Source organism: Tianweitania sp., from assembly GCF_032053605.1.
Lineage (GTDB): Bacteria > Pseudomonadota > Alphaproteobacteria > Rhizobiales > Rhizobiaceae > Tianweitania.
This window is the reverse complement of record NZ_DAMBUH010000028.1, coordinates 29,510-41,811: the sequence shown is the minus strand read 5'-3', so window position 1 is coordinate 41,811 and position 12,302 is coordinate 29,510. Positions and strand designations below refer to the sequence as shown.

Here is a 12,302-nt window from a genome sequence, read left to right as displayed (position 1 = left end):
GGCTGAGGTCCCGGATTTCCAGCAGAGCCTCGGCCTTCGCATCTGCAGCTACCGGGGTCCGCGTCACCGCCTGAACGGCATTGCCCACCATCATGCGCGCCAGCGAAGCGGCGGTCTCGTCGCGCGGGCTGCAATGCGCCACCACCTTGCCGTGGCGCAGCACGGTCGCGGCGTCGCAAAGCCGCTTCACCTCGTCCAGCCGGTGCGAAATATACAAGATCGACTTGCCCTCGGCGCGCAGCCGCTCCAACGTCTCGAACAGCCGGTCGGCTTCCTGCGGCGTCAGCACGGACGTCGGCTCGTCCAGGATAATCAGCTGCGGTTCCTGCAGAAGGCAGCGGATGATCTCGATGCGCTGTCGCTCGCCGACCGACAGATCGCCCACCATCATGGATGGATCAACCGGCAGTCCATAGGCTTCAGACAGCGCCCGCGCGCGTTGCGCGATCGTCGAGACCGGCACCTTTTCGGCCAAGGACAAGGCGATGTTTTCCGCCGCCGTCAGCGCTTCAAATAGCGAGAAGTGCTGGAACACCATGCCGATGCCGAGCTTGCGTGCTTCGCCCGGGCTGGGAATGCGCACCGCACGCCCGTCCCACAGGATCTCGCCGGCATTGGGTTCGAGCGAGCCGAACAGCATCTTCACCAGCGTCGACTTGCCGGCACCGTTTTCGCCGAGCAAGGCATGGATTTCCCCGCGCTGGATCGTCAGGTCGATCCCGTCGCAAGCCGTCAGCTTCCCGAAGACCTTTGTCAGTCCTCGGGTTTCCAGCAATGCCGGACGGACGTCGGCGCTTTGCTGCACCAATGCTTCTTACTCCCGAAGCCGGCTTTCCCGGCTCCTCAAAGATTGTCTGAAGGCGTCTATCTAGCACTTTATCGCACGGGAACGTCGAGCGAAAGACGCCTTTGCTTCAAGAAGTCGCAGTGATTAATCTTAAGGCAGAAGGATCGTCGTTCCGGTCGTTTTGCGCGCTTCCAAGTCACGATGCGCTTGTGCGGCATCTTCCAGCCTGTAGCGCTGGTTGATGTTGATCTTGACGATACCCTTCGCAACCACGTCGAACAAAGCAGCGGCGGACTCTTCGAGTTCGTCGCGCTTGGCGATGTAGGCAAACAACGTCGGCCGCGTCAGGAAGAGCGAACCCTTCTGCGACAGCACGCCGAGATTGAACGGCGGGATCGGTCCAGACGATTGGCCAAAGGTCACGAAAAGCCCGCGCGGCTTCAAACAGTCGAGCGAACCTTCATACGTGTCTTTGCCAACGGAATCATAGACCACGTCGCACTTCTTGCCGCCGGTAATCTCCTGCACCCGCGCCACGAAATCCTCTTTCGTGTAGTCGATCACGTGGTCATAGCCATGCGCCTTGGCGAGTTCGACCTTCTCCGGCGAGCCGGCCGTGCCGATCACGGTCGCGCCGAGATGCTTGGCCCATTGGCCGAAGATCAGGCCAACGCCACCGGCAGCCGCATGGTAAAGCACCGTGTCGCCGGCTTTGACCGCAAAGGTCCGGCGCAGCAGATATTCCACCGTCATGCCCTGCAGCATCATGGCCGCGCCCTGCTCGTCCGAAATCGTTTCGGGCAGCTTCACCAGCCTGTCGGCTGGGATGACGCGCTGTTGCGCATAAGCGCCGAGCGGCCCGACATAGGCAACGCGGTCGCCCACCTGCAAACCGTTCACACCATCGCCCAACGCTTCCACGACGCCGGCCGCTTCGTTGCCGGGCACAAGCGGCAAACCGTTTGGCGCGGGATAAAGGCCGGTGCGATAATAAACATCGAGATAGTTCAGGCCGATCGCGGTATGGCGAACAAGCGCCTCGCCGGCCTTCGGTTGTTCAACCGGAGCATCCTCATAGACCAACACGTCCGGTCCGCCATGCTCATTAACACGGATTGCCTTGCTCATGCTGTTTCCTTCCGTCCAAGGTTCGGGAACAACTGCATTACCCCGCCGATAAAGAAGAGGTAGAGCCCGGTCACGGCCATCGCGATCTTCACCCACTCAGATGCATTCATGTTCTGCACCAGCGCCAGAACCGAAATCGCGCACCACACCAGAAACACCGTCAGGTTCAGGTTGCGAAGCCGCACTACCCGCACCGGATGAAGGAAACTCATGGGAATGAAGGTGAAGATCGCCGAAAACACCACGACGGCGAAGGACACATATTCCCCGGGCTCGATCACGAACAAGGTGAACACCACCATGTTCCAGACCACCGGGAAGCCCTTGAAGAAGTTCTCCTTCGTCTTCATGCCGGTATCGGCATAATAGATCGCGCTGGAAACCACGATGATCGCGGCCGAAAGGAAGGACAGCCCCTCGCCCATAAAGCCGCGCTGATAAAGCGCGAAAGCGGGGATGAGGACGTAAGTCACGTAATCGATGATGTTGTCGAGCAGCTCGCCCGACCAGGTCGGAAGCACTTCCTTGACCTGCAGCTTGCGCGCGATCGGACCATCGATACCATCGACGAGAAGTGCCAGACCAAGCCACAGAAACATCGCCGTCCAGCGTTCTTCGCTCGCGGCCACCAGTGACAGGAAGGCCAGAAATGAGCCGGAAGCCGTGAAAAGATGCACGGAAAAAGCGCGCGCCTGCGGCACGGTTACCTTTTTCGGTCCCTTCACAAATTGCTCAAGCTTCGACACGGACCATCCATCCTGTCGACGGGCAGAAAAGCCGGTCGTTGCTGGAACTCTTCATCGTGGCCGTCACTCTTCTGCCGCTGCTTTTCCGCTCGGGGACGCGCGCGACACTAGTTTCAGCGCTTCTGCCAAACAAGACCAAACAGGCAGTGGTTCACCACTGTTGACAGCTTCCACACTGTTGAAGGGCGCTGCGTCGCATTGCAGCCGCTCTGGGTGCTCGGATAAACAGAGCGCAACCCCAAGGATACGGCCATGACAGATATGCTCGCCCCCAAGACGATTCTCGTTGCCGGCGCCGGACCTGCCGGGCTCATTGCCAGTCTCGCAATGGCAAAGGCCGGCTTCGATGTCAGCCTGATCGGTCCTGAAGCCGGCGCGAGTGATGCACGCACCACAGCGCTGATGGTGCCGGCACTCGATTATCTCGTTGAACTCGGCATCGATACGAGCTTTGAAGGCAAGTCCGCTTCATTGCGCACCATGCGCATCATCGATGCCACCAAGCGGCTGCTGCGCAGCCCGACCGTCCCCTTCCACGCCAGCGAGATCGACCGCAACACCTTCGGCGCCAACATTCCGAATGCCGTGCTGGCGCAGACGCTGTCGGACGCGGTCGCCAACCAGCCGCGCATCACCCGCCATCTCACCACTATCAAGAACTGGGTGCCGTCGGCCGATCGCATCACTGCTGCGCTGGACGATGGTCTGCGCCTCGAAGGTGCCTTGGCGATTGCGGCCGACGGGCGCGGTTCCCCTGCGCGCGATGCCGCCGGCATTCGCACGATCGGCCATCCCTACCCGCAATCGGCGCTCGTTCTGTCCTTCAGCCACACCCGCCCGCACAACGACACGTCGAACGAGTTCCACACGGAAACCGGCCCATTCACCCAGGTGCCGCTGCCCGGCGACAAGTCCAGTCTGGTCTGGGTGGTCTCGCCAGCGGAAGCTGAAACGCTGAACGCGCTGGACGATGCGGAGCTTTCCCGCCGCATCGAAGCCCGCATGCAGTCCATGCTCGGTTCGGTCAATGTATTGCCCGGCCGCCAGATCTATCCGCTGTCGGCCCGTATGCCGCTGTCCTTCGCGCAGTCGCGCATCGCGCTTGTCGGCGAAGCGGCCCATGTCTTCCCGCCGATCGGGGCGCAAGGTCTGAACCTCGGCATCCGCGACGTGCAGACCATCGCCGGCCTCGTGGAAGAGAATCTCAGCGATCCCGGCGCCGATAACGTTCTGCGCAGCTATAGCCGTCGCCGGACGCCCGACATCTTCGCGCGAAACAGCGCGGTGAACCTGCTGAATCGTTCGCTTCTGTCCGGTCTCCTGCCGGCACAGATGGCGCGCAGTGCTGGCCTCAGCCTGATGGAAAAGCTCCCGCCGGTGCGCAGCTTCTTCATGCGCGAAGGCATGGCGCCCGGCAGTGGTTTTCGTGGCCTATGGGAAAAGGTCGGGCGGCAGGACGCCTGATCGAATCAGATAAAGCAGCGCCGTCACGGTGGCGACCGAGCCTGTGGTCGTCACCAGAATGCTGGCCGAAGCCCGTTCCACCCACACGCCGTACTGCGCAGCAATGATATAGACATTGGTGGCCGTCGGCAGCGATGCCAGCAACATCGCAGTCCACACCCACACGGTCGGAAAGTCGCCGATCAGGCTCAGCATCGTGTAGCAAAGCAGCGGGTGCAGGAAGAGCTTCAACAACACGATCGGCCCGATCGCCGTCGGCATTCGCCGCAGCGGCCGCAGTGCGAGCGTCACGCCCATCGCAAATAAGGCGCAAGGTGCTGCCGCCCGCGACACGATCTCCAACAAGCGATCCAGCGCTCCCGGCGCACGGAAGTGAAACGCCGCCGCAAGAACGCCGAGGATCGTCGCGACGATAAACGGGTGCAGCAGGATCTTGCGTCCGATATCGAGCGCCAGGCTGCTCGCGCCAGGGCTGCGCTCGCCCGACAACGCCATCAAGGTCGGCGCTAAGACGAAGTGCATGACGTTCTCGAAGCAGAAGATCAGCGCCACCGGCACCGCCGCTTCCTCGCCGAACGCAATCAGCGCGAGACCCGGTCCCATGAAGCCGATATTGCCATAGGCCGCCGCCAGAGCCTTGATCGTGCTTTCCGGCACGTTGCCGCCGAACAGAAGTGAACCGGCGAACATCGTCGCAAAGATCAGGAACGTCGCCAGCATCGACGCCAGAATGAACGAGATCTGCGTCAGCTGCTCGATCGGCGTCTTGGACAGCAGCTGGTAGAAGAGGGCCGGCAAGGCGATGTAGAGGATGAACACATTCATCCAGGCCAAGCCTTCGACCGGATGCTTCATAAGCTTCGCGACAACGAAGCCGATCAGGATCATGCCGAAAAACGGCAGAACCAATCCGACAACATCCGCCATGATCAGACTCGCTTGGGCTTTGGAGGCTGGCCCTTAGGCCGGCAAAGAGCGTCCAGCGGCGCTAACCGCCACAGCCACCTGCGTCAAGCATTTGCGGGATTGAACAACGCCGGCGCTGCGGCCAAATAACAGGCATGACAGACACACGACATGCCAAGTTTCAGATCGGTCAGGTGGTCCGGCACCGGGTCTTCCCGTTCCGCGGCATCATCTTCGACGTCGATCCCGAATTCGCCAACACCGAAGAATGGTACGAAGCGATTCCTGCCGCCGTGCGGCCGAGCAAGGATCAACCCTTTTACCATCTGCTCGCCGAGAATGAAGACAGCGAATACATCGCCTATGTGTCCGAGCAGAACCTGCTGGAGGATTCGGACGGCGGTCCTTTGCGTCACCCGCAGCTCAACCAGATCTTCGCCCGTGATTCGGCAGGGCGATATCGACTGCGTGGCCAGCCGCATCATTAACGGCAAAAACCGGAAGAACTTCAGAAAATCTCGGAAAAAATGGCCGCTAAATAGGAAAAAGGCGGAGCTTTCACCCCGCCTTTTTCCGGTTTTTCCGTCGACTTTCTGCTTTTAGTTCGCGGTCTTCGCCTTCTGCTGCTCGTCCTTGAGCTTCTTCGCGAAGTCGTCGTTGTTCTTGTTCACGAAGGCTTCCAGCTTCTTCTGGCGGTCTTCGAGGTCCGACTGCTGCAGCGGAGGACCGTCATAAGCGCCGGTGAAACCGCCGAGCGAAACCTTGATCGGGTTCGGCTGATTCTGGAAGTTGACCGAGGTCAGCGTGAGGTTCGTGCCCTTCTTGAAACCTGCAACCAGCTGATCGTTGAGCGGCGCTTCGGCCACGCACCGATCCGGGAAACAGATAACATAATCAAGCTTCTGCGCCTTGTTGTTGTCGACCTGAAGGCCGACACCTGGAGGCAGCAAACGGCCGGTCGGCACGGTGACTTGGAACACGCGGCGGCTCACTTTGCCCTTGACCTCGACGAGGCTGACGGCGGTGATCAGCTGGCCGGTATTAGCGGTCATGATCTGCTGAACGTTGCAGATCTCAACGTCCTGCTGCTTCTGGCAGGCCTTGAACCAACCCTTGGGCGGAGCCGCAGGGTTCTGCTCCTGCGCAGATGCTGGCGCAACACCACCGGCAACCACAGCAGCGAGGCCTGCCGCAACAAGGGCAAGTCGCGACGTGTTGAGGTTCGGAAACTTCATGGGTCGGTTATCCTCTTGAATGGATGGCGGTGAGCGCTACCCAGCCGCTAGCCGGCGTCAGTGTTGCTTAAATAAGGCAACAGGATGACTGTTGGCGGCCTGTTACACCGGCTTGTTCCCGGAATCCAGCTTGGCGAAGGCCCGGAAACACATCATTGCGCCGCCATTCCCCGCGACTGTGATATTTCCGTCGACCGAATCGGAAAGACTGCCCATGCCCACCAAATCCCTGCTGCTTGCCTGTTCGATGCTGATGACGGTTGCCTTCGGTGCTCCCGCGGCACGCGCAAAGCCGGCACATGCGATTGCCATGCAGGGCAAGCCCGCACTCCCCGCAGACTTCCAGCATATGCCCTATGCCAACCCGGATGCGCCCAAAGGTGGCCGCGTCGTTTATGCCTGGCAAGGCAGCTTCGACAGCCTGAATCCCTTTATCGTTCAAGGGGATGGCGCGCGCGGTTTGTTCGACACGGACTTCGGCAACAACGTCTTTGAGCCACTTATGATGCGCTCGAAGGACGAGGCCTTCACGCTTTATCCGCTGATCGCCGAAAGCGTCGAAACCGATGACGCGCGGTCGTTCGTCACATTCACTCTGAACCCGAACGCCAAGTTCTCTGATGGCCAGCCGATCACCGTCGACGACGTCATCTTCTCGCTCGAGCTGTTCCGCGATAAGGCGCGCCCGATCTATCAGCGCTGGGTCGGCGTGATTGATCGCATGGAGCGCGTTGGCGAACGCGGCCTGAAGCTCGTTTTCAACGACAAGGCCGACCGCGAATCGCCACTGCTTCTGGCGGGCATTCCGATCCTTCCAAAGCATGCGATCGACCGCGAGACCTTCGATCGTACCAGCCTGAAGCCGATGATCGGCTCTGGCCCATACATCATCGACAATGTGCGCCCGGGCGAACAGGTGACCCTGAAGCGCAACCCGGATTACTGGGCGAAGGACTTGCCGACCAAGCGCGGCTTCGACAATTACGACGAAATCCGCATCACCTATTTCCGCGACCCGAACACAATGTTCGAGGCCTTCAAGAAGGGGCTGGTCGACGTTTTCCCGGAGGACCAAACCGGACGTTGGACGACCGGCTACAACTTCCCAGCTGTGGCCGACGGCAGGGTTCGAAAGGAAACCTTCGACAAGCAGACGCCTGCGGACATGCTCGGCTTTGTTCTCAACACGCGCCGGCCCATCTTCCAGAATCGCGATGTGCGCCGCGCGCTTGCCGGGTTGTTCGACTTCGAATGGAGCAACCGCAACCTCTTCAACGATGCCTACCAGCGCACCACGAGCTACTTCGATGGCTCCGAACTTTCTTCGACGGGCCGTCCTGCATCTGAGGCCGAGAAAAGCCTGCTTGCACCCTATCCCGATGCAGTGCGCCCCGACATTCTCGCGGGAACCTGGACGCCGCCAAAGTCCGACGGCAGCGGTCGTGACCGGGAGTTTCTGCGGCAAGGCTTTGAAGCCCTGAAGGCTGCCGGCTATTCCATGCAAAACGGCCGCATGGTGGATGCCAAAGGCAAACCGCTGGCCTTCGAGATCCTGCTCAACGGCAAGTCGAGCGAACAGATCAGCATGGCCTGGCAGGGCACCCTCGCCCGACTTGGCATTACCGTGTCGGTCCGCTCCGTAGATGCCGCGCAGTATTTGCAGCGTCAGCGGACCTATGACTTCGATGCCATGCTGATGCGCTACACTTCCTCGCTTTCGCCCGGCGTGGAACAGCAGTTCCGCTGGGGTTCGGCCTCCGCCAAAGCGCCCGGCACCTACAACTTCGCAGGCGTCGCCGAGCCTGCAATCGATGGGCTCATCAACCAAATGGTGAATGCGCGAGACCGCGACGAGTTCGTGACGATCGTGCGCGCTTATGATCGCGTGCTGCTGAGCGGCGCCTACATCGTGCCCTTGTATTATCAGCCGCAGCAATGGGTGGCGAGCTGGAGCCATATTCACCGGCCCGAACAAACCTCGGTTTACGGCTACCAGCTGCCGACATGGTGGTCGGAGGGCACTGCGCGATGACCCTGAGCATTGATGTCGTGTCGGACGTTGTTTGTCCTTGGTGCTTCATCGGGCAAAAGAAGCTCGATCTCGCTTTGGGCATGGTTCCAGACATCGATGTCACCCTGAATTGGCGACCCTATCAGCTCGATCCAACCATCCCGCGTGAGGGCACGGACCGCCAAGCCTATATGCTGGCGAAGTTCGGCAGTCAGACAAAGATCGATCAGATCCACGCCCGCATCGAATCGATCGGGCAGGAACTTGGCATCGCCTTCGATTTCGCCGCCATCAAGGTCGCTGCCAACACCCTCGATGCGCATCGGCTTATCCGCTGGGCGGGCGCAACCGGTCCTGAACTGCAGGGTCGCGTGGTCCGCAACCTGTTCTCGGCCTATTTCGAGCAAGGTCGCGACATCGGCGATCCCCAAGTTCTTGCCGATCTGGCGGGAAGCAGCGGCATGGACGCGGCTGTTGTTTCAGCCCTGCTTGCAGCGCCTTCCGACATCGAAGCCGTGCAGCAGGAGATCGCAACGGCCACCACCATGGGCATCACGGGCGTTCCCTGCTTTCTGCTTGATGGCCGCTACGCCCTCATGGGTGCGCAGGAGCCTGAGATCCTCGCAGATGCGATCCGGCAGGTGGCAGAGCAGAGATAAACGCTTAAACGACTGCTTTTGATTCAAGTTGAGCAGGAACAGCGTACCCTTTTCGTTTCACAACTAGATAAACTTTTAAATGTTGCAGAACACATGCCGAACAGATACGGTCTGTTCTGGGTTTGTTTTTTGATTCAGAGGGTCTTGGGATGCTGACGCGCAAGCAGATGGAACTGCTTTCCTTCATCAATCAGCGGATGAAGGAAAGTGGTATCCCGCCTTCCTTCGACGAGATGAAGGAGGCCTTGGATCTTGCCTCCAAGTCGGGAATCCACCGCCTGATAACGGCTTTGGAAGAGCGCGGATTTATCCGTCGTCTTCCGAACCGCGCCCGAGCGCTGGAAGTGATCAAGCTGCCAGAGTCTCTGTCGCCGGCACTCGGCCCCAAGAAGTTCTCGCCGAGCGTGATCGAAGGCAGCCTCGGCAAGAAGCCGCCGGAGCCAGCCAAGCCGCAGCGCAGCGCCTCTAATGACGACGATGCGAACGGCATCTCCGTGCCAGTCATGGGCCGGATCGCGGCTGGTGTGCCGATCTCGGCGATCCAGCACCCAACCCACTCTATCACCGTCCCGCCGGATATGCTGACGGGTGGCGAGCATTATGCACTGGAAGTGCGTGGTGATTCGATGATCGAAGCCGGCATCTTCGACGGCGATACGGTTGTGATCCGCGATGGCAGCACGGCCAACCCTGGCGACATCGTGGTTGCCTTGGTGGACGATGAAGAAGCTACGTTGAAGCGCTTCCGCCGCAAGGGTGCGTCCATTGCCCTCGAAGCAGCCAATCCCGCTTACGAGACGCGTTTTTTCCCGCCACACCGTGTCAAGGTTCAGGGTCGTTTGGTTGGCCTGATCCGGAAGTACTAGGCGGCTCTTCAGCCGGCACTCCTGCTGGCGGTTTGGTCTGCTGAGACGGCTTCGTGGCCTCATCTCGCGGCTGGCGTTTGTAGGGTGCCATGCCGCGAGCCTCGCGCGAGAAGCGGCGATGGTCGTGCCATGGTCGGTAAGGTCGAGCCAGTGCATGCTGAACGGTCGGTTTGCCGCTCTCGGGATCAATGGTGATTGTGGCGCTGCCCTTTTGCGCAAGGTCGCGCTTGGTGAGCACCACCTGTTTTGAGCCGCGGCAGGCGCGGCTGTTCGCTGTCGCATCGTCGATGACGATCACAGCGGCGTCGCTGCAATGCGCTTTCAGGTCTCCGCCTTCGGGAAGAGACATGATGCTCACGCCGGGCGAATTGTTGATGGTGCAGACGTCATCCTTGCACAGAAAACGGTCTGAGGGCGCAGCCGTTGCCCCCTTGCCATTCTCCGGCTTCACCAAAGTCATTGCGGAAGCCGCGCGTTGCCATTCTTGTGTTGTGAAAGCGTTGGGCCGTGTTCGATTAACGGCGAGCTTCCCTTCTTCGGTTCTCACCGCGATCAATCGGGCATCCTCGGAAATGTAGAGGTCCGGCACCTGCCGCCCCGCAAAAGTAAGCGTCCCGGCAAAAAGAAACGGCAGTGCAAGAAGGCGTAGCCTGGTTGTGGTGAAGCAACCAACCACAAGCGCGATCGTAAAGAGAGTAAGGGTGGAAGCCGGCACGATGCCGACCGCATCCAGTGGTGAGCGCTCCGCCAGCCAGTGCGCCACACCCAACATGAGGTCTAGTCCGAAACCCATCACCATCAAAGGCAGGGCTTCCAAGCCGAGCGGCATCAGGGCGACAGCCAGCACGGCTGGCGGCATCATCAGGATGCCGATGATCGGCATGGTCGCGAGATTTGCCAGAAGCGTGAGGGGTGACACCCGCTGGAAATGATAGGCGCCGAAGATGCTTGTAGCGCTGCCGGCAAGAATGGACGTCGCAACTGATCCACCGATGAGAACGACGAGGTAGCGCAGGACGCGCGCCATCGGCGAGCGCGATGTCGGTGGTGCGTGGCGCCTGGATTTGAGCCGCCACTGCTTCCAACCGGCATAGCCTGCGATCAGCGCAGCCGTTGCCGCAAAGGACATCTGGAAGCTTGGCCCCATCACCTCATGCGGTGTGATCAGGAGGATGATCAGCGCGGCGATGGCGAGATTGCGCATGCTCAGCGCGGCGCGATCAAACAGGATCGCGGCGAGCATGACCGCGACCATCAGAAAACTTCGGTTGGCGGCAACCTGATCGCCGGCGAGCAGGAGGTAGAAACCCGTGCCCGCCAAGGCAACGAAGGCGGCGACCTTCTTGACGGGGTATCGGGCTGAGAAGCCTGGAGACAAAGCAAACAGAGCGCGCATGGAGCCCATGATCGTGGCTGCGGCCAACGCCATATGCAGGCCGGAGATCGACAGGACATGGGCCAGGCCGGTGATGCGTAGATCCTCGTTGACCGCCTCGGGGATGCCAGCGCGCACGCCAGCAATCAGCGCCGCCGCGATCTCGCCGGATGCGCCCGGGATCACCGCCCGGATCTTGTCCGCTATGGTCATGCGCAGGCGCTCGACACTCTGCGCCAAGCTTTGCGACCAGGCTGGTTCAGGACCGCTGTCTGCTCGAACGGGGTTGCGCAGAAAGAAGCCGATCGCGCCCAGCCCATCGAAATAGCTCTGGAACGCGAAGTCATAGCTCCCTGGCCGCACTGGTCCGGATGGCGGCATCAGCCTCACCACACCACGAACCACCTCGCCCGGTAGCAGCTTGTCCGGGACCTGCCGCGCGGTCGCGCGCACACGATCCGGCGCATAGCGAAGGGTCGGTCGCGCTGTCGATAGGACGTCGAGCGTCAGCCGCGTTCGTCCGCTTTCCTGAAGTTCCACCAGCACGACGCGACCAGTGACTTCGGTGGCAATCGGCGAGCCCAGGATCGGGGTTGCCTTGCGTTCGGTCTCGATCTTGGCGGAAGCGACACCTATGAGCAGCGCCACCACGGCCAGACCAATAAGATGCCAGGCGTGATGCCGACGCAGGAGGAACGCGAGCAGCGTTGCGCACAACACCGCAGTCGCCACGAGAACGCCGGACGGCTCGAAAGGCAGAAGGAAATAGGAAACGGCGCCGCCGCCGATCAGCGGGGGCAGGCTCAAGAAGCCAATGCCGCGCGACCATTCCGCCTGCCACGCGCGTTTCCATTCATGCGGTTGAAGCGCCAGCCATCCAAGCAGTCGCCTAACGAGATGCGACCCCGTCCGGCCACGCGCGCGATCTTGCTCTGGCCACGCGTCATCAAACGCGGCCTCATCGTCCTCGCTGACGAAGAAAGCCCGTTCGCTGTGTCCGGACGCAGCCGTACTGATCGTCGCCCCCTTCGATCCCCATATGATGCAAAACTTGCACCTGCCCGCACCTATGCTACACGGGCGCGCGTCCTGTGCCAGCCCGCCTGAGGCTTGGCCAGCGAAATG

The 12,302-nt window shown here is 60.8% G+C and carries 11 protein-coding genes; 5 read left to right on the top strand and 6 right to left on the bottom strand.

The annotated features are described in order from the left end of the window. The 3 genes from RTX98_RS09065 to pcsA form a co-directional block, all read right to left on the bottom strand. A partial coding sequence (locus RTX98_RS09065; protein ID WP_312796094.1) for an ATP-binding cassette domain-containing protein occupies positions 1-808 on the bottom strand: 808 nt, incomplete at its 3' end. A gap of 129 nt (positions 809-937) precedes the next feature. Then, the gene (locus RTX98_RS09060) at positions 938-1,915 is read right to left on the bottom strand and encodes a quinone oxidoreductase (RefSeq protein WP_312796092.1); all 978 of its coding nucleotides are present in this window, start codon (positions 1,913-1,915) and stop codon (positions 938-940) included. Continuing rightward, positions 1,912-2,661 (bottom strand): phosphatidylcholine synthase, encoded by a 750-nt coding sequence (pcsA, locus tag RTX98_RS09055; protein ID WP_312796090.1) that lies wholly within the window; start codon positions 2,659-2,661, stop codon positions 1,912-1,914. The genes RTX98_RS09060 and pcsA overlap by 4 nt, the downstream gene beginning before the upstream one ends. A gap of 252 nt (positions 2,662-2,913) precedes the next feature. Here pcsA and RTX98_RS09050 point away from each other — a divergent pair, with 252 nt between their 5' ends. After that, on the top strand, positions 2,914-4,125 hold the full coding sequence (locus RTX98_RS09050; RefSeq protein ID WP_312796088.1) for a UbiH/UbiF family hydroxylase: 1,212 nt from the start codon (positions 2,914-2,916) through the stop codon (positions 4,123-4,125). Here the strand turns inward: RTX98_RS09050 and RTX98_RS09045 are convergent. After that, the gene (locus RTX98_RS09045) at positions 4,093-5,052 is read right to left on the bottom strand and encodes an AEC family transporter (protein WP_312796086.1); all 960 of its coding nucleotides are present in this window, start codon (positions 5,050-5,052) and stop codon (positions 4,093-4,095) included. The two genes, RTX98_RS09050 and RTX98_RS09045, sit on opposite strands and share 33 nt — an antisense overlap. A 134-nt stretch (positions 5,053-5,186) precedes the next feature. Here RTX98_RS09045 and hspQ point away from each other — a divergent pair, with 134 nt between their 5' ends. Next, positions 5,187-5,519, top strand: coding sequence for a heat shock protein HspQ (hspQ, locus tag RTX98_RS09040; protein ID WP_189501985.1), 333 nt, complete (start codon positions 5,187-5,189; stop codon positions 5,517-5,519). Between the two features lie 111 nt (positions 5,520-5,630). Here the strand turns inward: hspQ and RTX98_RS09035 are convergent, their stop codons facing one another. After that, positions 5,631-6,266: an invasion associated locus B family protein gene (locus tag RTX98_RS09035; protein ID WP_189501984.1), complete on the bottom strand. Its 636-nt coding sequence runs from the start codon at positions 6,264-6,266 to the stop codon at positions 5,631-5,633. A gap of 214 nt (positions 6,267-6,480) precedes the next feature. On the opposite strand from RTX98_RS09035, the gene RTX98_RS09030 reads away from it, so the two are divergent. From RTX98_RS09030 to lexA, 3 genes are all read left to right on the top strand, one after another. Then, on the top strand, positions 6,481-8,298 hold the full coding sequence (locus RTX98_RS09030) for an extracellular solute-binding protein (RefSeq protein ID WP_312796085.1): 1,818 nt from the start codon (positions 6,481-6,483) through the stop codon (positions 8,296-8,298). Next, positions 8,295-8,936 (top strand): DsbA family protein, encoded by a 642-nt coding sequence (locus RTX98_RS09025; RefSeq protein WP_312796084.1) that lies wholly within the window; start codon positions 8,295-8,297, stop codon positions 8,934-8,936. The genes RTX98_RS09030 and RTX98_RS09025 overlap by 4 nt, the downstream gene beginning before the upstream one ends. A gap of 149 nt (positions 8,937-9,085) precedes the next feature. After that, positions 9,086-9,802, top strand: a complete 717-nt coding sequence (gene lexA / locus RTX98_RS09020; protein WP_312796083.1) for a transcriptional repressor LexA — start codon at positions 9,086-9,088, stop codon at positions 9,800-9,802. Here the strand turns inward: lexA and RTX98_RS09015 are convergent. Further along, complete coding sequence (locus RTX98_RS09015; RefSeq protein WP_312796082.1) at positions 9,759-11,984, bottom strand: ComEC/Rec2 family competence protein; 2,226 nt, start codon at positions 11,982-11,984, stop codon at positions 9,759-9,761. The genes lexA and RTX98_RS09015 overlap by 44 nt on opposite strands. Positions 11,985-12,302 lie beyond the last annotated feature (318 nt).